This window comes from Leisingera daeponensis DSM 23529, from assembly GCF_000473145.1.
Lineage (GTDB): Bacteria > Pseudomonadota > Alphaproteobacteria > Rhodobacterales > Rhodobacteraceae > Leisingera > Leisingera daeponensis.
This window is the reverse complement of record NZ_KI421500.1, coordinates 3,624,994-3,650,494: the sequence shown is the minus strand read 5'-3', so window position 1 is coordinate 3,650,494 and position 25,501 is coordinate 3,624,994. Positions and strand designations below refer to the sequence as shown.

Annotated in this window: 27 protein-coding genes and 1 pseudogene; 15 read left to right on the top strand and 13 right to left on the bottom strand. The window is 58.9% G+C overall.

Annotated features, from left to right (window positions below; genetic code table 11):
• Nucleotides 1-15 precede the first annotated feature (15 nt).
• The gene (locus DAEP_RS0118285) at nucleotides 16-714 is read right to left on the bottom strand and encodes a winged helix-turn-helix transcriptional regulator (protein WP_027245687.1); all 699 of its coding nucleotides are present in this window, start codon (nucleotides 712-714) and stop codon (nucleotides 16-18) included.
• 124 nt (nucleotides 715-838) lie between these two features.
• Here DAEP_RS0118285 and DAEP_RS0118280 point away from each other — a divergent pair, with 124 nt between their 5' ends.
• Nucleotides 839-1,639, top strand: coding sequence for a class I SAM-dependent methyltransferase (locus DAEP_RS0118280; protein ID WP_027245686.1), 801 nt, complete (start codon nucleotides 839-841; stop codon nucleotides 1,637-1,639).
• 261 nt (nucleotides 1,640-1,900) lie between these two features.
• The gene (locus DAEP_RS0118275) at nucleotides 1,901-2,161 is read left to right on the top strand and encodes a hypothetical protein (protein WP_154665078.1); all 261 of its coding nucleotides are present in this window, start codon (nucleotides 1,901-1,903) and stop codon (nucleotides 2,159-2,161) included.
• 451 nt (nucleotides 2,162-2,612) lie between these two features.
• Here DAEP_RS0118275 and DAEP_RS0118270 read toward each other — a convergent pair whose 3' ends face one another.
• Entirely contained in the window at nucleotides 2,613-3,029 is a 417-nt protein-coding gene (locus tag DAEP_RS0118270) for an RrF2 family transcriptional regulator (protein ID WP_027245684.1), read from the bottom strand.
• A 237-nt stretch (nucleotides 3,030-3,266) separates the two neighbouring features.
• Between DAEP_RS0118270 and DAEP_RS22900 the strand changes: the two genes are divergently transcribed.
• The 4 genes and pseudogenes from DAEP_RS22900 to DAEP_RS24555 all read left to right on the top strand — a co-directional run.
• A complete protein-coding gene (locus tag DAEP_RS22900; protein ID WP_036760847.1) occupies nucleotides 3,267-4,307 on the top strand; it encodes an NAD(P)H-dependent flavin oxidoreductase in 1,041 nt (346 codons plus the stop codon).
• A 53-nt stretch (nucleotides 4,308-4,360) separates the two neighbouring features.
• The gene (locus tag DAEP_RS0118255) at nucleotides 4,361-5,005 is read left to right on the top strand and encodes a 5-formyltetrahydrofolate cyclo-ligase (protein ID WP_084204460.1); all 645 of its coding nucleotides are present in this window, start codon (nucleotides 4,361-4,363) and stop codon (nucleotides 5,003-5,005) included.
• Nucleotides 5,006-5,219: 214 nt separating this feature from the next.
• A complete protein-coding gene (locus DAEP_RS0118250; RefSeq protein ID WP_027245680.1) occupies nucleotides 5,220-5,522 on the top strand; it encodes a hypothetical protein in 303 nt (100 codons plus the stop codon).
• Nucleotides 5,523-5,816: 294 nt separating this feature from the next.
• A pseudogene (locus tag DAEP_RS24555) lies at nucleotides 5,817-5,987 on the top strand (zinc ribbon domain-containing protein); the annotation flags it as partial.
• A gap of 257 nt (nucleotides 5,988-6,244) precedes the next feature.
• Here the strand turns inward: DAEP_RS24555 and DAEP_RS22895 are convergent.
• The 3 genes from DAEP_RS22895 to DAEP_RS0118230 form a co-directional block, all read right to left on the bottom strand.
• Nucleotides 6,245-7,300 carry an HPP family protein gene (locus DAEP_RS22895; RefSeq protein WP_154665077.1) on the bottom strand — a complete coding sequence of 352 codons (1,056 nt, stop codon included), beginning with the start codon at nucleotides 7,298-7,300 and terminating at the stop codon, nucleotides 6,245-6,247.
• Nucleotides 7,301-7,380: 80 nt separating this feature from the next.
• Nucleotides 7,381-7,662: a hypothetical protein gene (locus tag DAEP_RS24020; RefSeq protein ID WP_154665076.1), complete on the bottom strand. Its 282-nt coding sequence runs from the start codon at nucleotides 7,660-7,662 to the stop codon at nucleotides 7,381-7,383.
• A 51-nt stretch (nucleotides 7,663-7,713) separates the two neighbouring features.
• A complete protein-coding gene (locus tag DAEP_RS0118230) occupies nucleotides 7,714-8,151 on the bottom strand; it encodes an Rrf2 family transcriptional regulator (protein WP_027245678.1) in 438 nt (145 codons plus the stop codon).
• Between the two features lie 145 nt (nucleotides 8,152-8,296).
• Between DAEP_RS0118230 and hmpA the strand changes: the two genes are divergently transcribed.
• Entirely contained in the window at nucleotides 8,297-9,487 is a 1,191-nt protein-coding gene (gene hmpA / locus DAEP_RS0118225; protein WP_027245677.1) for an NO-inducible flavohemoprotein, read from the top strand.
• A gap of 528 nt (nucleotides 9,488-10,015) precedes the next feature.
• On the opposite strand, the gene DAEP_RS22890 is transcribed toward hmpA, so the two are convergent.
• The 6 genes from DAEP_RS22890 to DAEP_RS22885 form a co-directional block, all read right to left on the bottom strand.
• Complete coding sequence (locus DAEP_RS22890; protein WP_051337434.1) at nucleotides 10,016-11,746, bottom strand: hypothetical protein; 1,731 nt, start codon at nucleotides 11,744-11,746, stop codon at nucleotides 10,016-10,018.
• Nucleotides 11,743-13,461 (bottom strand): hypothetical protein, encoded by a 1,719-nt coding sequence (locus DAEP_RS0118215; RefSeq protein ID WP_027245676.1) that lies wholly within the window; start codon nucleotides 13,459-13,461, stop codon nucleotides 11,743-11,745. The genes DAEP_RS22890 and DAEP_RS0118215 overlap by 4 nt, the downstream gene beginning before the upstream one ends.
• A 752-nt stretch (nucleotides 13,462-14,213) precedes the next feature.
• Nucleotides 14,214-14,957 carry a phosphonate ABC transporter, permease protein PhnE gene (gene phnE, locus DAEP_RS0118210; RefSeq protein WP_036760842.1) on the bottom strand — a complete coding sequence of 248 codons (744 nt, stop codon included), beginning with the start codon at nucleotides 14,955-14,957 and terminating at the stop codon, nucleotides 14,214-14,216.
• A complete protein-coding gene (locus DAEP_RS0118205) occupies nucleotides 14,957-15,727 on the bottom strand; it encodes a phosphonate ABC transporter ATP-binding protein (protein ID WP_027245674.1) in 771 nt (256 codons plus the stop codon). Before DAEP_RS0118205 ends, phnE begins: the two co-directional genes overlap by 1 nt.
• Nucleotides 15,724-16,584: a phosphate/phosphite/phosphonate ABC transporter substrate-binding protein gene (locus DAEP_RS0118200; protein WP_027245673.1), complete on the bottom strand. Its 861-nt coding sequence runs from the start codon at nucleotides 16,582-16,584 to the stop codon at nucleotides 15,724-15,726. The genes DAEP_RS0118205 and DAEP_RS0118200 overlap by 4 nt, the downstream gene beginning before the upstream one ends.
• Entirely contained in the window at nucleotides 16,584-18,437 is a 1,854-nt protein-coding gene (locus DAEP_RS22885) for a cytochrome c peroxidase (protein WP_036760840.1), read from the bottom strand. Before DAEP_RS22885 ends, DAEP_RS0118200 begins: the two co-directional genes overlap by 1 nt.
• Before the next feature lie 118 nt (nucleotides 18,438-18,555).
• Between DAEP_RS22885 and mntR the strand changes: the two genes are divergently transcribed.
• Nucleotides 18,556-19,005 carry a manganese-binding transcriptional regulator MntR gene (gene mntR / locus DAEP_RS0118190; protein ID WP_036761252.1) on the top strand — a complete coding sequence of 150 codons (450 nt, stop codon included), beginning with the start codon at nucleotides 18,556-18,558 and terminating at the stop codon, nucleotides 19,003-19,005.
• A gap of 208 nt (nucleotides 19,006-19,213) precedes the next feature.
• Here mntR and DAEP_RS22880 read toward each other — a convergent pair whose 3' ends face one another.
• Together DAEP_RS22880 and DAEP_RS0118175 are read right to left on the bottom strand one after the other, a co-directional pair.
• A complete protein-coding gene (locus DAEP_RS22880; RefSeq protein WP_036760837.1) occupies nucleotides 19,214-19,984 on the bottom strand; it encodes a transglutaminase-like domain-containing protein in 771 nt (256 codons plus the stop codon).
• A gap of 236 nt (nucleotides 19,985-20,220) precedes the next feature.
• Nucleotides 20,221-20,649, bottom strand: coding sequence for a MerR family transcriptional regulator (locus tag DAEP_RS0118175; protein WP_027245671.1), 429 nt, complete (start codon nucleotides 20,647-20,649; stop codon nucleotides 20,221-20,223).
• A gap of 251 nt (nucleotides 20,650-20,900) precedes the next feature.
• Here DAEP_RS0118175 and DAEP_RS0118170 point away from each other — a divergent pair, with 251 nt between their 5' ends.
• From DAEP_RS0118170 to DAEP_RS0118140, 7 genes are read left to right on the top strand one after another with little or no spacing between them, the layout of a single operon-like run.
• Nucleotides 20,901-21,434, top strand: coding sequence for an SCO family protein (locus DAEP_RS0118170; protein ID WP_161787074.1), 534 nt, complete (start codon nucleotides 20,901-20,903; stop codon nucleotides 21,432-21,434).
• The gene (locus DAEP_RS0118165; RefSeq protein WP_027245669.1) at nucleotides 21,431-21,856 is read left to right on the top strand and encodes a disulfide bond formation protein B; all 426 of its coding nucleotides are present in this window, start codon (nucleotides 21,431-21,433) and stop codon (nucleotides 21,854-21,856) included. Before DAEP_RS0118170 ends, DAEP_RS0118165 begins: the two co-directional genes overlap by 4 nt.
• The gene (locus DAEP_RS0118160) at nucleotides 21,853-22,512 is read left to right on the top strand and encodes a DsbA family protein (protein ID WP_027245668.1); all 660 of its coding nucleotides are present in this window, start codon (nucleotides 21,853-21,855) and stop codon (nucleotides 22,510-22,512) included. Before DAEP_RS0118165 ends, DAEP_RS0118160 begins: the two co-directional genes overlap by 4 nt.
• 28 nt (nucleotides 22,513-22,540) lie before the next feature.
• Nucleotides 22,541-23,005 (top strand): copper chaperone PCu(A)C, encoded by a 465-nt coding sequence (locus DAEP_RS0118155; protein ID WP_027245667.1) that lies wholly within the window; start codon nucleotides 22,541-22,543, stop codon nucleotides 23,003-23,005.
• Nucleotides 23,005-23,631 (top strand): SCO family protein, encoded by a 627-nt coding sequence (locus tag DAEP_RS0118150; protein ID WP_027245666.1) that lies wholly within the window; start codon nucleotides 23,005-23,007, stop codon nucleotides 23,629-23,631. The genes DAEP_RS0118155 and DAEP_RS0118150 overlap by 1 nt, the downstream gene beginning before the upstream one ends.
• Entirely contained in the window at nucleotides 23,628-25,001 is a 1,374-nt protein-coding gene (locus DAEP_RS0118145; RefSeq protein ID WP_027245665.1) for a M23 family metallopeptidase, read from the top strand. The genes DAEP_RS0118150 and DAEP_RS0118145 overlap by 4 nt, the downstream gene beginning before the upstream one ends.
• A 2-nt stretch (nucleotides 25,002-25,003) precedes the next feature.
• Nucleotides 25,004-25,459, top strand: coding sequence for a DUF411 domain-containing protein (locus tag DAEP_RS0118140; protein WP_027245664.1), 456 nt, complete (start codon nucleotides 25,004-25,006; stop codon nucleotides 25,457-25,459).
• Nucleotides 25,460-25,501 lie beyond the last annotated feature (42 nt).

Genomic DNA, 25,501 nt, shown 5'->3' with positions numbered 1-25,501 from the left:
CCGCGAATGTAAAACCTATGTGTCGCCCGAAACCTCCGCTGGGGGCGTTTTTGCCATTGTGTCGAAGTTAAACCAGCTCTTAAGCCGCCGCATGAGCTTTGGCGCAGCATCGACCGTCATCCGTCCGTCATCTATGGCGGCAGCCAGGGAGACATCTCCGCGATATACCCGGATCAAATCCGCCAATGTGGCCTCCAGAAACAGGTCGGTTCCGCCTCCGGGATCAGCAACGCAGAGATCAAGGTTTCCGCCCTCGCACACAAACCAGTAGAATCTCTTGTGATCCGGCTGGTCGGACACATCGAGCCGGAGCACATGGCGCTCGGGTCCGAACGCCGCCGGGTCTACCGAGTATTCCAATCCCCAAATCAACAGCCCCAAATCAAGTTCGCCTTCGGCAAGCTCGCGCCGCGTCCATCGTTGCCCCCAGATACCAAGCGCGCCCACCAGAGGAAGAAATTCGGCGCCGGCATCTGTCAGGTGATAGGTCCAGCTCTTTCCCGTTCCGCTGCGCCGCCGCTCGACAAGGCCTTCGGCTTCCAGTTGGCGCAGTCGCTGCGTCAGGAGCGTCGCAGACATATGCGGCACGCCCCGGTGTATGTCGCTGAACCGTTGCGCGCCGGCCCCGAGGTTCCGGATGACCAGCGCTGTCCAGCGTTCGCAAAAGATCTCCGCAGCTTTGGCGATGGGGCAGAATTGACCATAACTCTTCATGGAGGCCTCCCCTGCCGTGCGCAGAATACCTTAACTTTCTCGTTCATAATACTCCAGATCGTGGAGTATCCACTGGCGAACCTGATTGGCAAACTCGAACTGAAGCTATTGAAAGGAGGCTAAGATGATGGGCGAAACCTTAAGGCCTGAAGCACGGATGTGGGGCCTGCCAGGAAGATCCTACGACGGCATTTCGTTCGGTCTGTCCGACACAATTTCACACACGGTTCAAGCCCTTTGGCCGCGACCCGGCGAACGCATACTTGATATCGGCACAGGCACGGGATGGGCCGCCAGGCTTGCTGCTTGGCGTGGGGCCAGCGTCACGGGCGTTGACATTGCGCCAGGCATGCTCGAAGCAGCCGAGGCGCTGTCGGCCGGGTTTGTTCCCCGTCCAGTTTTCCAACAGGCGGCAGCAGAGGAGCTTCCTTTCCGGGATAAAAGCTTCGACGGCGTGATCTCAACTTACGGCGTCATCTTCTCACGCGAACCATCCAGGGCCGTCGCGGAGATGGCGCGTGTGCTTCGACCTGGCGGCCGCCTTGCGCTTGCAACCTGGGCCGACGAACCTGATGGCTATATCGCCCGCTTCTTTACTCTGGTCGGTGAATGGTCAGATGGGCCCCCGCCACCTGCCTCGCCCTTCGACTGGGGGCACTCAAGCTGGTTGAACGCGATTGTCGGCGAGCGCTTCAAGATCGACATTCGCGAACAGGTGACGACACTTTATGCACCGGATGTGGCGACGGTCTGGAATGAATACGTTACTGGCTTCGGTCCCGTCGCGGCCACGTACGCCGCCCTGCCGCAGGATCAGCGCGACGGTTTCAGAGCGGCGTTCGAGGACTTCCACCGCCCTTTTGCAAGCAGCTTGGGGCTGGTGGTTCCCCGGCTGGCGCTTGTCGTCCGCGGGGTCCGGCTTTAAACTGCGATGCCGCTGCGATCAAGGCGCAGCCCGCTACAACGCAGCCCGCTACAACAAGGCCGCCGGGCGTTTCTTGGGGCTCTCCGGCACTACGTAGAGCACCTCTGGCTATGGTACCTGTAGGCATAGCTCAAACTTTTGGGGGTTCACGTTATGAATCTGCTTAGTGCTGAGGTCTGAATCAATGTCAACTTTCGGGCAAGCGGAACAAATCGGTCTTCGCATACGTTTTTTAGTTGAGCAGAACCGAAGGAGACCACAATGCAACTATCAAACTCCAGGCTGGAACAACTACATTCAGAACTATGCTCGGCGCTCACAGAACGGCAGGGTGAACAGATGCGGACACGGCAAAAAGACAGTGCGGCAGCCCAAAGACTGGACCAGATCGAAGCCGAGATTAAGAACTGGGCGGACGATGCCAGTAAGATTGCAGCCAATGACGTCGATGAGCAATCCGTCGCTGATCTAGTGGAGCGAGCCAGGCAGATAAATCTGAAACTCTGTGAGGACTATCCATAACTTGGCCAAACTTACTGCATTGAGATCCCGATCCAAATGCTTGCTGCTTTCTGACTTAGCCGCCATCGTTAGCCTGTACGGCTAGAGACCGGCTCCTTCCCCAAGCGCAGCCGGTTTCCAAACCGATCGGTCCCCGGCGCTTTGGCGGAGTGCTTGGAGTGCCGAGAGTCGGCAAATTTCTTCCAATACCGAAGTCCAGTCTTCGCATTAAGGCTCTGGACGGAGGGCGGGGGCAATCGCCTACTGACTTCGGAAAAGCGAACCAGCGGGCGTTTGCGGCGTGCGCCCTCGCGGATCGCGCCTAGTTGATAAGGTTGACAAGGGAGACCGGATCTTCCGCAGCCGTCCTCGTAGCCACAACCAGTGTGAAGGCTCTAAGCTTCTGGTGCATATCAAGGATTTGTTTCACCTGAAGGCATGAGGCGAGAACATGGCCCTCCGCCTTGCACCCTCAGGCTGCGCGTTGAGTCGGCAATGCAATATCCGCAAGTGTTGTCTGATTCAGATCCTCTAGGAACACCGCTTCAGCCTGGCGCAACCTGGCTTTTAAGCGGCAGCGGCCATCAATCGTGCAATCGCCACCGTCGACGCCGAAGCATTCAACCAGCGCCTGCCCCTGCTCGAGCAACGCAACGATTTCACCAAGCCGGATGTTTTCTGCAGGCATGCACAAGAAGGCGCCGCCACCGGCACCGCGCCTGGTTTCAACAATCCCAGCGCGCGCCAACCGTTGCATGATCTTTGTCAGGTGATTCCGCGAGAGACGGAACTCCTTAGCCAGATCGGCAGTCGAGAACCCTTGCTCTGGCTGGCTCGCCATCCTCATCAGCATTCGAAGGCCGTAATCCGTGAAAGATGTTAGGCGCATGCGGCTTCCCCTCCGTATGAATAAGCATCTACTGTACCCATTAAGGTGCGTAGGCTCAATGCCAGTAGCTGGCCAGCCAAGCCTATGCCGTCATAGCATTCGCAATAGGTGTGTGGTCACCGGCAGGGGCTCGCCGGTAAACTCCCGGCACTGCCCGTTAGAAAAGGCCAGCAACTGGGTGGAGCGCCTTCCATTGAGCGTCCTATCCACCATTGCACTAAAGGGAGCATAGTTGGAATGAGCGGCCAAAAAGGTGACAACCTGCTGCACACCTCGCTTTGCAAGTTGCTGGGATGCGACCACCCGGTCCTCCTAGCTGGCATGGGCGGAGTATCCCGCTGGGAACTGGCTGCCGCCGTCTCCCAAGCCGGCGGCTTCGGCACGCTTGGAATGGTGCGCGAATGCCCGGACCTGATCACCGAAGAAGTCACAAAACTCAGGGCCGCAACTGACCGCCCCGTTGCGGTGAATGTCATTCCGGCGGCCACCGAGCCTGGATTACTTGATGCCCAGATCAGCTGCTGCCTGGAACTCGGGGTTCCAGCCTTCACCTTCTTTTGGGATGTCGTGCCCGATGCCGTGGTCCGGGTGAAGGCGGCAGGCTGCCTCGTCTTGCACCAGGTCGGAACGGTTGAGGCTGCCCGCGCGGCGGAAGCGGCGGGCGCGGATGTGATCATCGCGCAGGGCATCGAAGCAGGTGGCCATGTCCATGGCCGTCGCCCGGTCGGCGAGCTTACTGAGGCAATCCTGGAAACTGTGTCAGTACCTGTGGTTGCCTCAGGAGGCCTTTCCACAGGCGAAGACCTAGTCCGGTTTCTGTCAATTGGCGCCTCCGGCATACAATGCGGGACCGCCTTCCTAGCCACAGATGAATCCTTTGCTCACCCCTACCACAAGGAACGCGTCGCAGCCTCCACCGGCCGCGTTACTGTCCTGACCGATGTCTTCGTCTTGAACTGGCCAATGGGGGCAGCGGTGCGTGTGCTGGAAAACAGCGTGACCAAAGCACTCAGCGGCACCTACCTGGGCCACGACCCGGATGCCCTGCCGCGCGAGGCGATCGCCTGGGACGGATCCCAGCCGCGCCTGCGGTTCAGCACGGATTCTCCTCTGCGGACAACAACTGGAGAACTTGAGGCAATGGCTCTGTTTGCAGGACAAGGCGCGGCGGCCATCAGCCGGATTGTACCGGCAGCAAGCCGTATCGGGAATATTGTCAACGAAGCAGAGCAGATCCTCGGATACTCCCTTTCGCACCGCAGCGGAGCAGGACTATGAGCCGAAGTTCTGATGGTCCGCCCGATCAGAAACGATACGCTTCCTCACCCTGCATGGCTGCGGAGGCCGGACATTACGACCCGCAGGCGGTTTCTCCGCAGCAGACTGCTGACGTTGCCCGCTGGCGCAAGGCAGAACGGAACCGGCTGCGGGCGGAGCGCTTGGCATTGCCGGTTGCTATCCGTCAGTCCGCTGGAGAAGCGCTGGCCGGACATCTGCGCGAATTGATCCGAAACCGGTTCTCCGGCGCAAACGGGTGTGTTATCTCCTTCTACTGGCCGATCAAGGGCGAACCCGATCTGCGCCTCCTAATGGCAGAGATGCACGCACAGGGCGCCGCCATTGCCCTGCCGATTGTCGAGACCAAGGCTGCGCCGCTGGTTTTCCGGCTGTGGACACCAGAGACGCAGCTGGTGCGCGGCGACTGGAATATTCCGGTTCCGCCGCCCAATTCGCCCGAGCTTATTCCCGGCATCGTCCTTACACCGCTGGTGGGCTGGGCCGCTGGAGGTTTCCGGCTGGGTTATGGCGGGGGATATTTTGACCGTACCCTCGCGGCAATGTCGCCGCGCCCCTATTCCATTGGCATTGGCTTGGAAAGCGCACAACTTCCTTCAATCTTCCCGCAACCGCACGACATTCTTTTGGAGGCTATCCTGACTGAAGCCGGCGAAAGGTACGCAAAAGAAGGTGCGTAACGAGCTCCAGCACGTCTGGCGGGCTGACTTCATTGCTATGTTATGAGCGATCTGCAGCCATCTGAGGCTTGACTTAAGTCTACAGCACTAATAGGTATTTCAAATACCAATTATGGGAATGGCGATTTCAGCTTTGGCCAAAGCAGTCCGTTAAGGACATGGCTGCATTGGTGCAGTTGCCCAACTTCCCTGCAACGATCCAAAGGAGAGCGTGATGTTTCGCACTGTTATTTTCGTCGCATGTCTCATTTCACCTGCAGCAGTGTCTGCTGCCTCGTCTTGCGAGAAGGTCAGGGAACTGGCTGATACCGTGATGTTCACTCGGCAATACATGCCAGTCGAAATGCAGAGCCAGATGATCGCCGTTGGAACCCCGGAACGCGTGCGTATCGCTCAGGAGTTAATCCAAGAGGCATACAGCTGGCCGAAAGTGCCTTCCACTCAATGGAACGCTGCCGCCGACCAATTCGCAGAGCTTGCTTCAATCGAATGCGAAAGGGCAGACCGCACTCACTGAAGGGTCGTGTCAGGTTCCTGCTTCGACAAAGCGTTCTCGGTCTGTCTTGAAGCAGCATCCGGAATGACGGGCCGTGTTTCGGCATAAGACCGCCAGGTCTGTCCGGGCCTATGCGGCGCATGTTCTCAGCCGCGACCTGGCGGGCCGGTTCGGTCTCGTGGCCATCGAGGACCTCAATATCCGGTCCATGACGCGTTCAGCGCGCGGAACGCGCGAGGCCCCGGGCGCAACGTCGCCCAGAAGTCCGGCCTGAACCGGTCCATCCTAGGCATCGGCTAGCATGCGCTGGAGCGCATGCTGAGCTATAAGCTCGAGGAAACGGGCGGGATCCTGGTCAAGGTCCCGGCCGCGTATACCAGCCAGACCTGCGCCGCCTGCGGCCATGTGGATGCGAGGGGCCGCGAAAGCCAAGCCCTCTTCGCCTGCACCGCCTGCGGCGCCGTAGCCAACGCCGACGCGAATGCGGCACGCTTTATCCTGGACCGGGCCCTGAACCCGGACCAATACCGGCGGGGGAATACCCCGTTGCTGGACGTGGAGGCTTCCGCAGCATCCGACAAAAGGACTCGGTCCGCCAATTTGCCGCAACGGGCACAAGTGGCTGGTCCGTGTCGAGCCGCCTTTAGCTTCCTTCAGCACTTACTGAAGCCGAGTGGTGAGGAGCTGCCCTACGCCGAACGTGCTGCTTGGGTGGTTCCAAGTGCCCCTATCCGGCTTCAAATTTATGCGGCCAATCGGTTTTGCGCGCCTCGCAGAAGCAGACCGATAATGTCAGTGCGCGTGAGAATGCCTACCAGGCGGCCACCCTTCGTTACCGGCACGGTTTGCACCCCATGCTGCGAAAGCCGGTTCAGGAGAGTGCCGACTGGAAGGTCATGCGGGACACCTCCGGCGGGCTGCTGCATCACATGCATCGCTTTCAGTTTGTCTTGGCGCAGCGGGCGGAACTTTCGGCCGCCGCCCCGTACCAGCGCATCGATCAGATCACTTTGCAGGATGAGTCCTACGAAATTTTCTTTGGCGTCCACAACGGGTAGGCTTTTGACAGAATGGCGGCGGAACACCTGCGCAATCTGCGATACTGGCACATCGGGCGTCACAGTGATCAGGTCCTGTGTCATGATGCTGCCGCAGGTTACACCATCAAACCGGTGCTGCGCGGCTTCCTCCTCCGCGGCGGCAAGCAGCCGCCCCAGATCTGCGGCGCCGATGTTGGCGGATTGATGGAAGCGCTCCAGCAACTCCTCCAGGTCGTCATTGCTGAGACCCAGGCGGATCTCTTGCGGCTTCTCAAGCGTCTCTACGGATTGGCGGAACGGGTACTTACGGCATGTGACCCGGTTAAACAGAACACCCGTCAAAACTAAAGCTGCCGTCAGAAGACCAACAGGCACGATCGCAAAGGCAAAACCTGCATCTGTGACCGGCACCGGGTCTAGTGCCGCCAGTAAGGCAATTGCCCCGCCCGGAGGATGCAGGGCCCGTGCGATCAACATTGCAAAGATCGCTGCGGCCACAGCCGATGCCGGCGCCCAGGGCACGGGCACGGTTTGCAAGACTGCAACCGCTGCCACGGCAGAAACAACGTTGCCGCAGAATGCCGACCAAGGTTGCGCCAGCGGGGAATTAGGGACGGCGTAGATCAAAACCGCGGAGGCGCCCAAGGGGGCGAGCAGGCGCATTGGAACCCCTGCGATTTCCGGCCAGACAAGCGCGAACAACGCGCAAACACCAATCCCGGCGGCGGCGCCCGCCGCCGCGCGCAGGGTCTCCCGCATCTGTGCTGGCGGCAGTGCCGGAGAGAGTTGGCGCAAGAGGTTTGACTTCAGCTGCATAGCTCCGCCTGCCCACAAATGAATCACACGCTGGCAAGCTGCACATAAAACAGGCATTTTGAAAATGCTTTATCGCCCGGCAACGCTGCCGTGGCGCACAGTTCGGCGCAAGAATGTTCTTCCAGCATTGCAGCATCCATGACGCTATTGCTGGAAGCCACTGTTTTCCGGAACTCCAGGCAGAAAGAAGACATAGTCAGCCTCGTTTCGTCCTTGTTTACCTGCTCAAAGGTCGGGTGTGTCTTGCAGTCGGCAGGCCGAACGGGGACGCCATCGCTAACTTCAGCCTGCTCCTTGAAGAGCATACTGCCAAAACCCCGGCACGGCCCGTATCCAGTTTAGGTTCCCTTGCCGGCTCAGGGATCATCTGCCGCCTCTGACAAAGTCAGCAACGGAACCAGACCCGACTTGTCTCTGATCAGATCGGCGACGGTGCTACGGTCGAGGATGTTCAGAAACGCATCGACCGCTTCGGCAAAGACCCCTCGGAGCCCGCATTGGGGCTGGATCACGCATTCTCCACAATTGGCAACTTCGAAGCTTTCCTCCATGCTTCGTACAACTTGCCCCACATTGATTGCACTGGCGGCCTGTCCGAGCTTGATGCCGCCGTAGCGGCCGCGAACGCTCATGACGTAGCCTTGCCGGACCAGTTCGCTGACGATCTTCATCAAAGAGCTGTGCGGCAGACGGTAGATGCGGCTCAATGTCTCAATCGAGTGCAGCTCTTCGGGCTTGGACGCCAGAAAAATAAGAATTCTCAGTGCGTAATCTGTTGTCAGGTTCAGCTTCATGCGGGGCTCCGATCACGCTTTTAATATTCATTTGGGTTGCATCTTTCAATGCTGCAATCATACATGCATCCAGCCTGAATGTTTCAGGCGGCGAAACTCACGATGCAGGCCGCAGACCTGCCAACCGACAAATCAGGAGCGTGCAATGGCACAGCAACTCAGCCAAACCACCATCGACACCGTAAAGGCGACTGTTCCGGCGCTGGCGCAGCATGGGCGCGAGATCGTAGCAGAGATGTACGCCAGGCTGCTGGCCGATCCGGAGATCCGCAAACTGTTCAACCAGTCGCACCAGGACGGCGACTCCCCGCAGCACGCAGCATTGACCAACGCGATTCTGGCCTATGCTCAGAACATCGAAAACCTCCCGGTAATGGCCGCAGCGGTGGAGCGTATTGCAAACAAGCATGTGGGCCTGCAAATCGAACCCCGCCATTATGATCATGTCGCCAGCGCCCTATCGGCCGCGATCAAGGCAGTTCTTAAAGATGCGGCGACCGAGGAGGTGATCCGCGCCTGGGGCGAAGCCTATTGGTTCCTGGCCAATATCCTGATTGGCCGTGAAGAAGAGCTTTATCAGGACACCGCCGCGGCCGAGGGCGGCTGGCGCGGCTGGCGGGAGTTCCGGATCGACAGACGGGTCCAAGAGAGTGCTGACGTCATGTCTTTTGTCCTGAAACCCGTCGACGGCAAGCACGTGATGAAGCACAAGCCGGGACAATATCTGTCCTTCGATCTTGATGTGCCCGGAGCAGGCAAGCTGCGCCGCAACTATTCGATTTCCTCAGGGCCATCGAATGCGTTTTATCGGATCACGGTGAAACGCGAGCAGGGAGGCCTGGCAAGCACCTGGTTCCATGAACAGGCGGTCGAAGGCACCGTGGTCACCTCTGCTGCACCGGCCGGAGAGTTTTTCCTGAAGAGTGGACAGGAGGCCGAGGTTGTACTGCTGTCGGCCGGTGTCGGGCTGACGCCGATGATTTCCATGCTTGAGGTTCTAGCCGCAAACAACCGTAGTGCGACCTTCTTGCATGCCACACAAAACAGCAGGCATCACGTCATGCCGGATATCTCCAGATCATTGTCCCGCCGGTGTGTCACATTTTTCGAGGATCCCAGTTCCAAAGACCGGGCTGAAGCGAACTTCGATGTGGAAGGCCGCATCACTCCCGAGTGGCTGGCCCGGAACACCAATACAGATCAGGCTGAATACTACATATGCGGCCCAAAGGGATTCATGGCGATGGCTGTGAATGGCCTGAAGGCAGCTGGCGTTGACGAGAACCGTATCTTCTACGAATTTTTCGGGCCAGCGCAGGAACTGGACGCGGCGTAGCAGCAAAAAAGCGGCACAAGAGGAGCGATCCCTCCGACCGGGCAATCGCATCGGGTGGACCACCCGATCGTCGATAGCCTTGTGACACGAAGCCAACCGCATCTGCTTCGCGGTTGGCCGTGGCCAAGGCGGCGAATTGCAATCAGAAGTTCAATAAACAGCTCAATATATATGGTGGCGCTGCAGACTTGCTGCAAGCTGGCTGAGCGACTGCTTTCCCCTCTGCAATGCAGCAGTGGTTTCGCAGCGGCGCAACAGGATTGCGTGTTGCGTGCGCGCGCAGAACAAACTTGGCGCTTCCGCAATGGGCTCGCAGCTGCCTTGCGGCGCTGCAGCGCCGGATCACCGTCCTAGATGGTTGCTGTCGTTGCCGCAGGTGACGGCAGGCAGCCCAAATCGGCCCCAAGCCTGGTGACCAGTCTGGCGGGCCAGCGCATGCAGGTCGGGCGGAGAACGGGCATTCGCTGCGTATGCGAAATCACAATGAGCTTTCGCCAAAGCAGCCATTTGATTGTCAAAGGTCCGATGCTAGCTTGAGAGCTCTGATCCGTTTTCTACGTCCTTGCAAGCAGAGTTTTCTACCTGAAACCACAAGTGTGGCGGCAGGGGCAAACGATGGTGTCGGCAAGCCATGAGAAATAACGGAACCAAGCCCTTCTTAACTGCCGACATCTCAAAGAACGCTCTGAAGTTCTCTGCGATGTCATCTATCTGGCTTGCTAACGAGCTGCGCTTCTCTTCCAGCTCCATCATCGGAACGGGGATTGCGATGCCCTGGCTTGTTCCTTGCCGCCAGAAAAATTCTTCCGACCCATCTCGCGGAACCCAGACTTGCTGCGTCATGTCAGGAAGCTCCTCCGCGATGGTTTTCTCCAAAGCGGCCAGCTGTTCAGTTTCTTGAATTCGCTCCAAGGAAACCTTCAGAAAAGGCACAAGAACGCTGCCCTTGGTGGATTTCTTGAAGTATTCATCGCTTAAATCGACCGGATGGCGAGCCAACTCGCGATAGTCCTGAAAATGGGTGGGCCACGATTTTCTGAGCCGATACCGGTAGTTCAGGCGCGACGCGATCTCCACCAAATAGCCAGAGATATTCGGAACATCCCCTCCCCCTTGGGCCAACAGCATGAGCAGGCCGATTTCGATATGGTGATCGTCTCTAAGAGGAGTTGTGAGTGTTGGGTTTTGATTGATCAGAGACACAGCAATGTTCTGACATTGGTCTCGTAGTCTCAGATGCTGCTCACTTTGCTTCCCATCCGATTTCACACCTATGAAGTGATGCCATAGCCCAAGGAGTGCGGAACGGCCCATCGCTTCAAAAAGTGCAAGGTTGATATCAAGCTCGGAACCCGACCGAACTGCACTAGAAATCGCGTGCTTTTTATCCGCATGCGGTCCAATTTTCTCAACTATCAGTTTTTGACCGATCGTTAGGTAGAGTGAAAGAACATGATCCACGATTTCAGAGCGTGCTTTGCGTTCCTTTTTCTTGGCACTGGCGCTCCGATTGAGCACATCCCAAGAGTACAGTAAGGCAAGTTCACTGCACCGGTAGGGCGCTTCCAAGTTTTCAGCGTCAACACCGTTGCTTACCAAAATCCAGAGACAGATAACCAGTTGGCGAAGGCGGGTTGTGCCTCGGTGGTCGTCCTCGATTTCTTCGGTCAGCTCATGTATCAGCTCTCGGAAATGCCGATATGACGTATCTGGCTCGCTTACCATTGCCACGGCCTTCTGAAAGGCCACTCGACGATCTACATCCAGAAGTTCTCTATTCAGAAACCCGGACAAAATCAGGTTCGCCAAGCGATCCCCATTCCATTCGCGGTAACGTATATTGTCCGTTGTGTTTTTTTCGACGTAGCCTCGCCAATACGACCGAATGACTTCCTTGAGCTCACCTCCCATGCAAATGCAGATCGAAATCGGGAGCTTGGAATACTGTTCGGGGACACGATTTGGGATATAGTCGTAGCGTATCTCATCCAATGAGGGCATGACATCCTGAGGCTTGCCCCCATTCCAGTCCGTTCGTCCTAAATCGCCAGATTTTATCAAGAAGAGGTGCAGCGCTTTCTCGCCATCTGCGTCCGGGTCGGGGCCGACTGCCGCAACATCAACGCCAGCCTGTTTCGTTCCACGTCCAGGATGATGAATGACCTCGTACCCGATTTCACTGAGCAGCTGAGGCAGCAGCACATCAAGCTCATCTCTTTCCTTGAGACCTTGAACATATTGCCGAACGACCAGCTTCATTGTTCAACCATCCGTTCGTTGCGAAACTGGTGTAGCAGCATGTCCAGCCCGATGGGATCAACAAAGATTCCCTTCGGTAGCTCGGAGCTTATGCTGATCTCTGAAAAGGGCATGGTCTTTTGTTCCAGTTCCTCGGCACTCGTCATGATGTTGAAGGCAGACCTGTCGCCATAAAGCAGGTGCTGTGTTGTGAATAGATCTGCGAAAATGGACCCTCGTTCCGCCTCATCACGCGTGCGTTCAGCTTCTTCCATCTTTTGGAAATTGACCACAGCACGCGCGCTTTCACTTGGCTCAAATTCGACAACTTCGCGGGCTTCCCTGCAACCATCCCAAACCGCCTGTGCGCGTTGCAAAACCTCTTCGATATCCGTGCGACTAGTTTCGTTGTCTATGGCAAAGGCCTTGAGCCAGTCCTTCAGAGCACCACTGTAGCTTAGTAGCAATGGATCGTAGAGAAGGTCGATTGCATGCTGCTTGGCTTCAGGGTGGCCACGCTCCAAAACGGCGACAGAGAAGGCCGCTGCCGTCATTGGATGGATGAACAGATAGCCAATGGCTTTTCGGCACAGAAAGATCTGCTCATTCGCGGTTTCCGGAAGCTGAATTTCATCGACAGCGAATACAGGGGCAGTTTGGTTGATTTCAGAAATGGCTCGGTTAAGGGCGGCACAGGAGAAAAAGCTGCCCGAAGACAACCAGTCCGCTGTCAACCAAGCAAGCTGTTCTGAGTTTCCATGGGTCAGTTTGTGAAAGAATGAGTCCAGCGCATCACTACCAATGGCACCTTTAGAAACGTCGATGATCGCGCGGGCGGCAGAACTCCCACTCTGAATCTCGTTTCTAGCAACTAGTTTCGACAAAGCCATGTCGATTTCATCGACGGTCCCCTTGTTTTCGGGTTTCACAGAAGCAAGTTGTCGCAGGCACTTGCGTATCTCATCTTCGCTCATCTCCTCTTGGTGCCAATTCAACAACGATGCTGCTAGATGGACGACGTGCTCATCGATTGAGGCAAAAAGTTTGTCTAGAACGGGGAGAAGCAAAGAGCGATCTACGCCTTTATCTTTCGCGACAATGTCGTAGATGGCTTTAGTGATACCACATGATGTCTTGATGTCCGCTGCCAATGCTAGCGCGATGGTTTGTTCTAAGGCGGCTAAGACTTGGTCCGAGTTCAACTGCATGCGCGAGAGTGCCAGGACACCTGCTGATTGTTCTTCGTCGCTACGATCAAGGCATGCGATCGCCTCGTCGAAATCTGCCTTGGCTTGCAACGCGAACACGAGGTGAAGGCGGGCCAGTTGGTCCCCATCTTTAGCTAGCTGAATGACTTCGTCTGATCGACGCGGGTCAACTTCACACCATTTTCTGAAGGCAGCATTCGGTTGATTGGCAGCAAGGTCAGCGCCGCCTGTTTCGACAAGAAACTGAACCAGTTCAATTAATTCGGATGGTGCAGTCTGAAGAAGGGGAATGACTTCACATAGGATCGCTTGAACCTCGAAGAATCTCGACACGTCTAAAGTTGATAGAACCTCTCGATCTTCATCAGTGAACAGCTGATTACGCTTTGACGCATTGGCCGCTATGGCAGCCATCAATTCCTCGTCCTTGTAAGCAGACAGCGTTAGCTTCGAGACGCAACCCAGAAAGCCAAGTTTCTGAATTTCCTGTTTTACGGTGTTTGGTTTAACTTGGATTATTTCACTCAATCGCCACTACCTCTTTGGTTGTGCGTCTATAACTAGGTTCTTTGGAGCGTGGTCACAACTCGGGATGTTCTGCGAATGTCTCTTTTGGTCATCGCAGCGCAGAAAAGAGCACTTAAGGTGAAGGGTAGCTATGGGCCGGTCAGGTTCCGAAGGGCGAAGACGGTTCGCAACTTTGCAGCGGCGGCTTCCTGCGCTCCGCCGTCCCCGCTGCAACCCGCAGTATCCCGCGAGGCAGCTTGGCTCAGCCGAGGGTCCGCTTCTGGGAAACTGCCCATAGAATTTCGCACCGGCAGCATCCTTGGCGCGGCACCCCTTGTCTACGGTCGCTTCGGGCTGCCTATCGTCATTCACGCCTGGCGCGGCGAACGCCCGGTCGGAGCCCATACTGCAATTTTGATTTTCTTGCTGCGCGCGCTCGCAGCGCGCAGATCCGCTGTACCGCCGGATGCCACCCGCTGCATTGCAGAGGAGAATACGGTCATTCCAGCGGGCTGCAGCAAATCTGCAGCCTGGAATTCACACACTCGGGACGAAGCCGTAGTTGGGCGTTTTTTTCTTCAAACGACAGCTTCACCTGGTAATTCTGTCCTTTGCAGGCGAATGGCTCGGCTTCAACTGATCTGCTTTATAGCCCTTCTGTTTTACCTGGCTCCAGCCTTCAGTTCAGAAGCCGCTGCCACGCGCTGTGAAGAACCGCCCGCCGCTCAGCGTTTCAGCCGCACACATCCGTCGTAAAGATTTTGAAAGTGTGCTCAGGAAAACCGCTTGTGCAAGGCGGAGTTAACCGCTTCCGACGCGAGCACAAGCACGACGATGGCCAGGGTCACCGTCGCTGCCTTGTCATACTGGAACGAACGCACATAGGTCTGGACATAGAGCCCGATGCCGCCCGCACCGACGATGCCAAGTATCAGGCTCTCGCGCAGGTTCAGTTCGAAACGGAACACGGTGTCCCGCAGGATCACCGGCGCCATCTGCGGCCAGATTGCCCACCGCAGCTGCTGCGTGCGGCTGGCGCCCGCGCTTTCCAGCGCCGCCACCGGAGCGGCGGCCACATTGTCGATCGCCTCGGCATAGAATTTCGCCAGCATGCCTGTGGCATGGAAGGTGATGGCAAGGATTCCGGGCAATGGCCCAAGCCCCACCGCACCGACCATAAGCATCGCCACTAGGATCAGCGGAATGGAGCGGATCATTGCCAGAAGCCCGCGCACCGGGCGCCAGACGGCTGCGGGCACAAGGGTCTCGGCCGCAAGAACTGCCAGCCCGGCGGACAGGATGACCGCAAAGAATGTGCCGAGGATGGCAATTCGTAGGGTCTCCGCCAGGCCTCGCATAACTTCGCGCCAAACCGACAGGTCAGGCGGGATCATCCGCCCGAGGAATTCGCCCAGGCGCGCGCCTGCGCCAGGCAGCTTTTCCAGGCCCATTTCTGCGCTTGCGACGGACCAAAGAATGGCCAGGGCAAGCACGAACCAGATCAGTGCCCGGTTCATCAGCTGACCACACGCAGCCCGGCGCCGGGAGCTGTGCCATGGTAAAGTTCGGCGATGTCGTCGCTGGTCACCTGACCTGAGGCCTTATCGAACTGCACACCGCCCGCGTGCAACCCGACGATCCGGTCAGCAAAGCGGCGCGACAAGTCTGGCTGGTGCGAACTGAAGACGACACCGATGCCGCGCTTTTCCGCCGCGCCCGAGATCAGGCCAAGGATCCGTTCCGCATGAGCGGGATCAAGGTTGCTCACCGGTTCGTCTGCAAGGATCAGCCTGGGTTCCTGCGCCAGGCAGCGCGCTATTGCCACCCGCTGCCGCTGACCCCCCGAAAGCTGGTCCGCCCGGCGCCGGGCCAGATCGGAGAGCCCGGTATCTTCGAGTGCTGCAGCGACTTTAAGGTGATCCTGCTCGCCGAACCGACCCCAAAGGGAAGGCCAGATGCGCATCCGGGAAAGCCGCCCGTTCATCACATTCTGATAGACGGTCAGCCGGTCAACCAGCGCAAACTCCTGAAAGATAAACCCAACGCCGGTGCGTTGCTCACGCGCCGGCGCGTGCGTTGCCGAAAGCGGCACCCCGAGTACTTCGGCTTCACCGCTCCAGCCGCGCAGGCGGCCGTCGAGCAGTGCGAGCAGGGTGGACTTCCCCGCGCCCGACGGGCCAAGCAGCGCCACCCGTTCACCCGCTGCAGCGCTGAGCGACACTTCGCGCAGCGCCGCGGCGCCGTCGAAGTGATGGGACACTGCATTCAGGGTGAAGGCTGCGGTCATTTCAGATACCCGTAGCGCCGTGCGGTCTCACGCACGCCCTCATAGACGCCCCGGTCCGCCGCAATGTAGCCGTCCGGCCCATAGAGATACGCCAGCAGGTAACGGTTGCCTGGCTCATTGAGCAGGAGCATGGTTTCGACGAATTTGGCCTGCACGCCCTTGTCCAGGCCGGGCCGGGCGACAACCGCATGGCTTGGGATCTGTTCGCTTTCGGCCAGGACTTTGACCTCTGCTTGCTGCTCCGGTGTCAGCAGAAGATCGGCATACTGGCTGGCGCCGGCGGCATCCACGAGGCCGTTCGCCATGGCCTGCATCGCCTGCTGATAGCCCCCGGCAAAGAACTTCCGGCCAAAGAAATTATCCGCATCGGCGGCATCGGCAATGAGCCCTTCGCGCACGAACAGGTCAAGCGGGTAGAGATAGCCCGACTCCGACACCGGATCGGCAAAGGCAATGTCGCGCCCTTTGAGGTCGGCCAGTGTTTCGATCCCGCTGTCCTTGCGAACGAAGACCCGGCCCGCATAGCTCGGCTGCCCGCGGTAGACTTCGGACAGCAGCGGCACGGCGCCAATCTGATCCTCAGCCAGAACAAAAGGCAGGGCGCCCATGAAAGATATGTCGGCATCGCCATTGCGCAGCGCCTCTACGGCGGCGGCATGGTCGAAGGTCACAAACCCCGTAACCGGCATCCCCATCCTTTCGGACAGCCAGCTCGTGACCCTCTCGATGTCGCCCAGCAGCTTTTCGGGGTTCTCTTGCGGGATGAAGGCCAGTTTCAGCCCCTCACCCGCCGATGCCAGCGCCGGCGCGGCGAGGGCTGCGGCAGATACTGCCAGAAAATTGCGGCGCGACAGCATCAGAACATCCTCTCGTCAATATCGGCTTGCATCGCCTTGAACAGGTCCCACTGGCGGCCTGCCTCTTCCCAATCGCCCGCGGCACTGGCATCACCGACAGCCCGCAGAATAGCAGAGAACTCATAGATCTCCGGCTTGGAGCTCTGATTGACCATGACGCTTGCATCCGCCGCCAGATCGGGGGCGACCGTATCCACCAGCAGCGCGATGTTTTCGGCATCGCGCATCGGCAGCAACGTATCCAGGGTACTTGCGAAAGTGGTCAGTTCTTCCCAGGACAGGCGGAACACGCTGTCGCGGCCTTCAAACGCCTGATATGGCTCCTCGCCATCTCCAACAGCCCCGAGATAGGCGGTCAGATCGGCACGCTGCGCCGCATCCAATCCCAGATCCTTGCTGTCATCGAACCAGTCCACCACGCTGGCCAGCGTTGGCAGCGACCCGTCGTGCATATAGGGCGCGGTGAAGTTGATATTGCGCAGGGTGGGCGTTTCAAAGTGGATTGGCGTACCGCCCGGGAAGGGGGGCTCGGCGGTGCCGATGTCGTAGGTAAGACCGTCGCGGAAGTTACGCCCGGGCGTGTGGCACGAGGCGCAGGAGCGGTCACCCAGTCCGGCAAATTCTGTGTTGAACAGCTCTTCCCCGCGCTTGGCCGCGTCCGAGGCCAGATCCGTCAGCCTGCCCGCTCTGTCGATTTTCGGGTTCGGAAGAAAGTCGAATTGTTTGACATAGGCCTCCAGCGCGTCCAGCTGGAAGGGGGTCGGTTCCTCCCCGGCAAACTCGGTCACAATCACATTGCGGATGAACCGCCGCAAGCTGGGCTCGCGTCCGTCGCGCCCATAAGGCGCGGTAAAGCGGATACCCCGCATCGAAGGCGTATCCAGATGATCGTCCACCCGGTCATTGAACATCGGGTTGAAGAAGGACCCGTCCACATCCATGCCGCCCGCGTACTTCGATAATCCGGGGATGAAGAAGTCCCTATTCACATCTGAGCGGTTGTGGCAGGTGGAGCAGGCAATACCCAGTTCGCGGGCAGGGCCGCCAAAGATTTCCGGGCTGTCGAACAGCATGTCCCCATAGGCAACCAGCGGCAGGTTGGCCTCATCCTCACCCGCCTCTTCGAATTGCAGCACCAGCCGGGGCAGTTCCCGCTGATCGGCGATATTCGACCCCGGCGGCAAAGTTGCAGGCAGTGTCACCGGCGTTCCGGAGCGCACCGCGCTTTCGGGGACCGGGGTCAGCTTTTGACGTTCCGCATAAGCAGCAGGCAAATAATTCTCTGTCAGATAGGTTTCGAGCGTTGCACGTGCTGCGGCAAAGCGCTCTGCATCGGTCTCTTGTGACCCATGGCCAAGCACGCCAGCGGTGCCGAGCGAGGAGTTCAGGACGAGCCATGCCCGCCCCAGATCGCGCGCGGCTTTGGCATCCGCTGCCTTGATGCCGTCCTCGAACGCCCGGAACAGCGCTTCGGCGCTAGCAATCTCATGCGCTGCGTTGGGCTGTCCAAGCGCAGTCTCTGCCGCCGCCAGGTGACGCAGGATACCCTGAGCCACGGCAGCCGTGGCAGCCTCGAACAGCGCCTGGCGGTCTTGTGCAGCAAGCGCCGCGCTGATCGCGCCGGCCTCATCCGGGGTCACCCGCGACATGGCATCTTCAGGCAATGCGCTGCCTGGCGCCGGCGCGGTCCAGCTGTTTTCGATTTCTTCCCAGGGAACCGGGGTCAGGTTCCCCATGAACAGTGTCAGGCGGTAAGCGGCAGAGCGCGGCGCCCAAGGGGCCTGCTCGATCGCTGTGGCCCCCGCGGCCACCGGCAATAGGCCGACCAGTGCCGTTGTGATGAGGTTTTTCATGGCTGAGCCTACAAATGTTAGCTTTGGCTAAATTGTGTGGCTTCTTCTATGCCGTTGTCAACCCGCTTTGTTGCAGGCATACAGGGAGGCCAGACCGACTTGCGACTTTATGAGCGACATGACCAAAACAGATGAAAACGGCCTCAGCCGAAGCCCTGATGAACAGGCAAGCAGTTTTGAGGCCGTACGCTCGGCTCATCAAAGCGAGATGGTCGAGGATTATGTCGAACTGATTGCTGAGCTAATACACTTGAACGGCTCGGCGCGGCCTGTTGAAATCGCCGAGCGGCTTGGCGTCACCCAGCCCACGGTCTCCAAGAACCTGAACCGCCTGAAACGGGAAGGGCTGATACTGCAAGAGCCCTACCGCTCAATACGCCTGACGGAAGAGGGCCGCCAGCTGGCCGAAGCCTGCCGTAAGCGACATAGGATCGTGGTGGAATTCCTCGTGGCCATCGGCGTATCGCAAGAGGTGGCTGAATTTGATGCCGAAGGGATCGAGCACCACGTCAGCGAAGAAACCTTGGCTGTGTTCCGTGCCTTCACCCAGGATCGGGATAAGAAGTAACTTGTTGCTCGCTTGCTCGGAAAGCGTCGGCCAGCAGGCTCATAAGATACTCGGAAGTGCCCCTGTAATTCTTCAAGGTGTCCGCAATCCGAGGTTGTTAGGGCAGCTTCCTGCATTAGGACGAAGTCGCTGGCGCAGAGGTAATGAGCGGGTTTGCTCAGATCGCAAAGAAGACACGGATTCGAAGTCGATTTGAGCGGTACCGTCATCATGCGGCATCCTGATTTTCCCCGTGGCGGTGATTGGTCAAATCCAGACCAGGAATACGCGGGACGCGCCCGGACCGTATTGCGCGGACACGAGCATTCATCCAGTGGCGGATGACCTTGCGAAAGAGCCAGTCACGCAAAATTCCGAACGCCTGCCGGTGATCCCGGTAGAAATCGTCCGGCGCGTCGAATGTTCCAAAATCCCGGGCGATACCGGTTTTCTGAATGTAGGTGTCGCCGCCTGTCCAAGCGACTGGCGCTGCGCTTAAACAACTGGTTCCGGCGCCATAGCCGCATAGACTTTCGGAACCGGCAAAGGTGACCTGGAGCGTCCCTAAGAATGGCTCGTCAAGGATGAAACCCTCGAGATTGACCCAGCCTTCCTCTGTCTCGGCCTCCACCCAGGAATGCAGGATCTCGTCTGGCGCAATTGGATAGACGATCTCTGGCACCACGCCCCGCTGCAGCTCCTTGTGGATTGTGAAACCATGCAGCCGGCACCGCACACCCACTCCGCGCAAAAGCGCCATGAGCAGTGTGCCCTTGGTGTTGCACTGGCCGTAGCCGTCGGCGAGAACCTTGGAGGCAGGGATGTCGTCCGCGCGGTTGTAACCAAAGGCAATCTCATTGCGTACGAAGTCGTAGACCTCGCCAATCTGCTCATGCTGCGCCAGATCCTTCCACCCGCGGTCCGTGATGAGCCCGGCGATAGCCGTATGTTCAAAGTTCAATAGCCTCGTAGGCTGAAGAAGCGGATCTTCGGAATACACTGCATCTCTCCTCGAATCGTGTGAGAAGAGGTGTAGCTGCTACAGTGACTGTAGCTTCAAGCACTTTTCGTCGATTACCCCCTCGGTCCGCAGGCCTACTCAGATTTGGCAGTGTCAGGGAACCCCGACCTCATGTAGGCGATGATCATCCAGATTTCTTGCTCGCTGAGTTCGCCTTCGAAAGCAGGCATGTCAGTGCCGAATCGCGCGCCGCCTCGCATAAGTGAGAGCTGCACTCATGCCCCGATCTCGTCGTGCTCGGTCAGACATTCGGCATGATCGCGGAGCACCTCTAGTACCCGGCAATCCGATGTCTTGCCGCCGCTGCATTCATGCACCATGCGTTCGAGTTCGGTGCGCAGTGCTTCCAGGCGGGCAATCCGCTGATACACCTGCTTCAACTGCCGCCGGGCTATAGCATCGGCTTCGTCGCAGGACCGGTCCGGATGGTCGCTCAGATCGAGAAGTTCCCGGATTGCATCCAGAGAAAAGCCGAGCTGGCGTGCGTGACGGATGAAGGACAGCCGGTCAAGTTCGGCCTCGCCATAGCGCCGCTGACCGCCTTCTGTCCTCCCTGGCTCAGGCATCAGGCCTATCTGTTCATAATAGCGGATCGTCTGGACTTTGGTGCCAGTTTTCTTTCCCAAACTGCCAATCGTGAGCATGTGTACCCCCCCCAGGAAGCTACAGTCCTAGTAGATTTAAGTGGGTTTGGCGCGGGCCACAACTCTATTCACAGACGCGCAAAAAAGTCCCTTTCCTATAGAAAATACCAGTTGAACCTCTAGTGGCTGCAGGGTGTAGACGCGCAAAAATACGTGGAATCAGAAACGGGCTGCTTGCATTGAGACTTAAACTCCTTCGGAAAATCCTCTGGGCGCTGGCGGCTGTCGCGGCAGTTGCGCTAATTTGGCTTATGCTATGGGCGGACTATCGCGCCGATCAGGCCCGTGAGAGCCAGGCTGCCTTCCGCGCGGCCTTCGAACTCACGGACCATCAAGGGATGCCCCGAACGCAGGAAGACTTCGCCGGGCGGTGGATGCTGGTCTTTTTTGGCTTCGCAAACTGCCCTGATGTCTGCCCGACGACACTCGCTGAGGTCGCCGCCGTTATGGAAGGGCTCGGTCCGGACGCCGGGCAGGTCCAGCCGCTCTTCATCTCGATTGATCCCGAGCGCGATACACCTATGGCGCTCGCAGATTTTGTCCCGCGCTTTGAGGCCGGCATCATCGGTCTCACGGGGACCCCGGACCAGATCGACCGGACTGCGAAGAGTTTTCATATCTTTTACGAGAAAATCGAGGAGGCCGCGGCCCCCGACGGTTACACGATGGGGCATTCCACGCAGCTGTTCCTCTGCGATCCTGAAGCTGGCTATGTCGCGGCATGGCCCTATGGCACGCCGACAGAGGAAATCGTATCCGATCTGAGGGAGCAGATTTCCTCATGACATTCAGGCTCTCAACCGATGCGGCGCTGGCAGCCGCATGGATCGTCGCACTAGTTTCGTCATTTGCCGTTCTGTTTATTGGCGAGGTCTTGGGACAGACGCCCTGCATCCTTTGCTGGTTTCAACGCGCCTTCATGTTCCCGCTGACGGTTGTGCTGGGTCTCGGGCTCTGGTGGCAAGACGGGCTGGCCGGCCGCTACGGCGTCGCGCTTTCTCTGGCTGGCGGTGCCATCGCACTGTGGCATCTCGGCCTCTTCTGGGGACTCATTCCCGAACGTATCCAGCCCTGTACAGCTGCAGGACCGTCCTGCACCGACGAAGGCCAGCTTGCCCTCGGCGTACCAATCCCGCTGCTTTCGTTCCTGGCCTTTGCTCTCATCGCCGCCCTGTCAGCCGCTTCTTTAAAGGAAAAAACCGAATGAACCGCCGCTCTATGATCCTTTCCGTTCCCGTATTCGCAGTCGCGGCATTTGCGGGTGCCGCTTGGTATGCAACGCGGTCAGAGCCCGTAGGGGAGGCCACCTCAGTCACCCCGGAAATTGCCGACGCTTTGATCCGGCCCTACTCCCCGATTCTCGGCCCTGAGAACGCTCCCGTGACAATCGTGGAGTTCTTCGATCCTGCGTGCGAAGCCTGCCGCGCTTTCTACCCGGTCGTGAAGGGCATTATGTCCGAACATGGCGACGCCGTGCGCGTGGTAATCCGCTACACACCGTTTCACGGGGAAGCTTCGGAAGAAGCGATCCAGGTCCTCGAAACAGCACGTATGCAGGGGGTCTTCGAGCAGGTTCTGGAAGCGGTGCTGCGGGATCAGCCCCGCTGGGCGTCCCACGGAGCGCCCGAGCCCGGCCTCATCCTCCAGATCGCTGCGGGCGCCGGCCTTGACGCAGAGGCCGCGCAGACGCAAATGCGCGCGCCGGATATCGTGGGCATTCTCAATCAGGACCGCGCCGATGTTGAAGCCGTGGGCGTGAGCCAGACGCCGACCTTTTTCGTCAACGGCAAGCCGCTCGCCCCTTTCGGCGAGGCAGAATTGCGCGCGCTGGTCGCAGAGGAAGTCGCGGCAGCCAAGAGCTGACGGAAAATCTGAAAGGAAAGATAGCGAGATGAAACCGGTACTTCATGCTGCTCTTGCAGCACTTGCCCTGCCACTCGGCACCGCCTCTGCCGTGCTGGCCGGTTCCGGCCAAGTGAGCATCGAAAATGCCTGGTCGCGGGCATCAATCGGCACCAGCCGTCCCGGAGCTGCCTACATGGAGATTTTGAACACGGGCGATGAGACGGTCATCCTGACGGGACTCAAGACTGATATTGCCATGATGCCCGAAATCCACCGGAGTTCGACAAACGAACAAGGCGTCAGTTCAATGGCTCCCGCGGGTGACGTTTCCATTGCACCAGGTGAGACAGTCGCGCTGGAGCCCGGCGGTCTGCACGCCATGCTGATGAAACTTCAGCGTCCGATGAAGGAAGGGGAGACTTTTCTGCTGTCGCTCATCTTTTCGGACGGTGGCGGGGTATCAGTCGACGTGCCGGTACTTGGCATCGCAGCGCGCGGCCCGGAAAACTGATGCGGCGGCGTTCGGCTCTCGGATATGGCGCGGCGGCATTTGGTGCGGCCGGCCTGGCACTTTTCCTGGGCTGGTGGCGTGTGGACGGCCCCGGCGCACCAGAGCCCATGGGCCAGCGGCCCTCGCCGCTTACGGCGATGGACTTCCGCCTGACTGACCACACAGGGCAGCCTGTCGGTCCTGATACGCTGGCCGGGCGCCCGTCGATGGTATTTTTCGGCTTTACCTACTGTCCTGACGTCTGCCCCACGACGCTTTCGGACATCTCCAGTTGGCTGGACATGATGGGCGACGACGCCGAGCGGCTGAACATCATCTTCATCACAGTCGATCCCGAGCGCGACACCGTTGACGCTATGGCGGAATATGTCGGCTATTTCCATCCGGAGATCCGCGGCTGGACCGGTCCGGAAGCGCAGATCAAGCGTGCAATCGAGAGCTTCCGCGCGACCTATGAGAAGGTTGAAGGCGAGGATGGGCGATACACGATGAACCATACGGCGAGCGTCTTCCTGTTCGACGCCGAGGGGCGCTTCGTCAGCACTATCGACTACCACGAACCGAGGGAATTCGCAGTTCCGAAAATCCGGCGCGCAATGAATGAGAAACCGGAGGGAGCGACATGAGAATGAGGTGCCTGATGGCCAGGCTAGCGGTTACGGGCGGGGTTTCGGCGGCGGTCGCAGTGGTCGCCACCTCCTACTCAACGGAGCCTGTGCAGCCGACCCTTGCCGAGGCAGGCGTTTGGGAACCTGCGCCCCTCACGCCGCCCCGGTTTGTGGAAAGACCCTCTTACATACTTGCTCGCGCGCAGCCTAAAATTTCGCCGGACTTTCGTCCGCCGTTCCTCCCGGTCGTGGTAAGGAATGATGCTCCGCTGACTGCCATTGAGCCGTCACTCACCACATGGTCACGCAAAATAGCTCCGGGAGAGACACTTGATGCGGTTTTGGCCGAGGCCGGGCTTGCCGCCACCGACCGCGCTGAGATCGCTCTTGCGCTTGGCGCAGAATACGATCTCCGCCGGCTGCGCCCCGGTCACGCAATCACTGTCCTATCCACGGCAGATGGACGCCCTCGCAACGTGACCCTTGCTGTCGAAGAGGGCATACGGATCGAGGCAGTTTTCGGCGAACAGCCTGCAACCCGGGTTGTGGCTCCTGAACCTGAAATCGTGACCCTTGCTGGCGAGGCCAGGATCGACTCCTCGATCTTCGCTGCGCTGGACAATGCGGGGATGCCTGCGCGTTTCGCCGTCGATCTGGCGCAAATGCTCGGCGGCACAGTAGATTTCCGGCGCGAACTAAGCGGTGGCGAGACGCTGCGCCTTCTCTGGCGCGAGGCGCGGATCGCGAACAAGGCTATCCGCCAACCCGAAATCTCGTTTGCTGCACTGGATCTTGGAGACGCTCTCTATGAAATAGCCTGGCCAGAGGATGGGACCGGCAAGGCCACAATCTATCTCGATGGCGAGGTGCTGCGTGTCTTTTCCCAGCCCGTGGAGGGCGCGCGGCTCACTTCTGTCTTCGGCCGCCGCAAACACCCAGTCTATGGCAATGTCCGAATGCACACTGGCGTCGACTTTGCTGCAGCGCTCGGAACGCCTGTCCGCGCCACGGCGCCCGGTCGTGTTGCGTTTATTGGATGGCGCGGTGGCTATGGCCGGGTTGTCGAGATCGCCCATGGCGCAGACACACTGACCCGTTACGCTCATCTCAGCGCCGTGCCCGAAGGCTTTACCGAGGGCCAGCGCGTGTCGGCCGGGGATACCATCGGCCGGATCGGCGCGACGGGAACTGCGACCGGCCCCAATCTGCATTACGAGGTGCGCGTAGACGGCCGCCCCACTGACCCGCTCACCGATGACCGGCTCGCCGAGGCCGCCGGGCGTGCAATTCCTGACACTGCCGCGCTTACACGCCTGAAAGCGGCACGTGCCAGGCTCGAGGAGCAGCTCGCCAGCGTGATCGCCACGAACCCTAACGAAAGCCTTTGACCATGAAACGACCGATCGCCGCCCTGGCATGTGCTCTTGCTCTGCTACCCGCCGCACAGGCGCTGGCCCAAGCGACGCCCATCGATGTAAAAAAGACCAATGGCTGCGGTTGCTGCCTCGCCTGGATGAAACACCTGGAGGAAAACGGGTTTGCTCCAAGCGGACAAAACATGTTCGCAGGGCTGCTCGTGCGTTTCAAACTCGACAACGGCGTGCCGCAGCGCATGGTGTCTTGCCACACAGGTCTCACCGAAGGTTACGTAATTGAGGGACATGTGCCCGCGGCCGACATTCGCCGGCTCCTTGCCGAACGTCCCGACGCGGTGGGTCTTGCCGTGCCCGGCATGCCGCTCGGCTCACCTGGCATGGATCAGGGCAGCTGGCGCGAGGCCTACGATGTGTTCCTGATTAACAATGACGGCTCGACCGAAGTCTACGCCAATTACACCGGCAACTGATCAGCACGGTTGCACGGGGCCGGAGATCGGAACCGATTACCC

Excerpts from the sequence above, each read along its gene's own strand:
- DAEP_RS0118285 (WP_027245687.1), bottom strand. The coding sequence starts at position 714 with ATGAAGAGTTATGGTCAATTCTGCCCCATCGCCAAAGCTGCGGAGATC.
- DAEP_RS0118280 (WP_027245686.1), top strand. The coding sequence starts at position 839 with ATGATGGGCGAAACCTTAAGGCCTGAAGCACGGATGTGGGGCCTGCCA.
- DAEP_RS0118275 (WP_154665078.1), top strand. The coding sequence starts at position 1,901 with ATGCAACTATCAAACTCCAGGCTGGAACAACTACATTCAGAACTATGC.
- DAEP_RS0118270 (WP_027245684.1), bottom strand. The coding sequence starts at position 3,029 with ATGCGCCTAACATCTTTCACGGATTACGGCCTTCGAATGCTGATGAGG.
- DAEP_RS22900 (WP_036760847.1), top strand. The coding sequence starts at position 3,267 with ATGAGCGGCCAAAAAGGTGACAACCTGCTGCACACCTCGCTTTGCAAG.
- DAEP_RS0118255 (WP_084204460.1), top strand. The coding sequence starts at position 4,361 with ATGGCTGCGGAGGCCGGACATTACGACCCGCAGGCGGTTTCTCCGCAG.
- DAEP_RS0118250 (WP_027245680.1), top strand. The coding sequence starts at position 5,220 with ATGTTTCGCACTGTTATTTTCGTCGCATGTCTCATTTCACCTGCAGCA.
- DAEP_RS22895 (WP_154665077.1), bottom strand. The coding sequence starts at position 7,300 with ATGCGGGAGACCCTGCGCGCGGCGGCGGGCGCCGCCGCCGGGATTGGT.
- DAEP_RS24020 (WP_154665076.1), bottom strand. The coding sequence starts at position 7,662 with ATGCTCTTCAAGGAGCAGGCTGAAGTTAGCGATGGCGTCCCCGTTCGG.
- DAEP_RS0118230 (WP_027245678.1), bottom strand. The coding sequence starts at position 8,151 with ATGAAGCTGAACCTGACAACAGATTACGCACTGAGAATTCTTATTTTT.
- hmpA (WP_027245677.1), top strand. The coding sequence starts at position 8,297 with ATGGCACAGCAACTCAGCCAAACCACCATCGACACCGTAAAGGCGACT.
- DAEP_RS22890 (WP_051337434.1), bottom strand. The coding sequence starts at position 11,746 with ATGAAGCTGGTCGTTCGGCAATATGTTCAAGGTCTCAAGGAAAGAGAT.
- phnE (WP_036760842.1), bottom strand. The coding sequence starts at position 14,957 with ATGAACCGGGCACTGATCTGGTTCGTGCTTGCCCTGGCCATTCTTTGG.
- DAEP_RS0118205 (WP_027245674.1), bottom strand. The coding sequence starts at position 15,727 with ATGACCGCAGCCTTCACCCTGAATGCAGTGTCCCATCACTTCGACGGC.
- DAEP_RS0118200 (WP_027245673.1), bottom strand. The coding sequence starts at position 16,584 with ATGCTGTCGCGCCGCAATTTTCTGGCAGTATCTGCCGCAGCCCTCGCC.
- DAEP_RS22885 (WP_036760840.1), bottom strand. The coding sequence starts at position 18,437 with ATGAAAAACCTCATCACAACGGCACTGGTCGGCCTATTGCCGGTGGCC.
- mntR (WP_036761252.1), top strand. The coding sequence starts at position 18,556 with ATGACCAAAACAGATGAAAACGGCCTCAGCCGAAGCCCTGATGAACAG.
- DAEP_RS0118175 (WP_027245671.1), bottom strand. The coding sequence starts at position 20,649 with ATGCTCACGATTGGCAGTTTGGGAAAGAAAACTGGCACCAAAGTCCAG.
- DAEP_RS0118170 (WP_161787074.1), top strand. The coding sequence starts at position 20,901 with ATGCTATGGGCGGACTATCGCGCCGATCAGGCCCGTGAGAGCCAGGCT.
- DAEP_RS0118165 (WP_027245669.1), top strand. The coding sequence starts at position 21,431 with ATGACATTCAGGCTCTCAACCGATGCGGCGCTGGCAGCCGCATGGATC.
- DAEP_RS0118160 (WP_027245668.1), top strand. The coding sequence starts at position 21,853 with ATGAACCGCCGCTCTATGATCCTTTCCGTTCCCGTATTCGCAGTCGCG.
- DAEP_RS0118155 (WP_027245667.1), top strand. The coding sequence starts at position 22,541 with ATGAAACCGGTACTTCATGCTGCTCTTGCAGCACTTGCCCTGCCACTC.
- DAEP_RS0118150 (WP_027245666.1), top strand. The coding sequence starts at position 23,005 with ATGCGGCGGCGTTCGGCTCTCGGATATGGCGCGGCGGCATTTGGTGCG.
- DAEP_RS0118145 (WP_027245665.1), top strand. The coding sequence starts at position 23,628 with ATGAGAATGAGGTGCCTGATGGCCAGGCTAGCGGTTACGGGCGGGGTT.
- DAEP_RS0118140 (WP_027245664.1), top strand. The coding sequence starts at position 25,004 with ATGAAACGACCGATCGCCGCCCTGGCATGTGCTCTTGCTCTGCTACCC.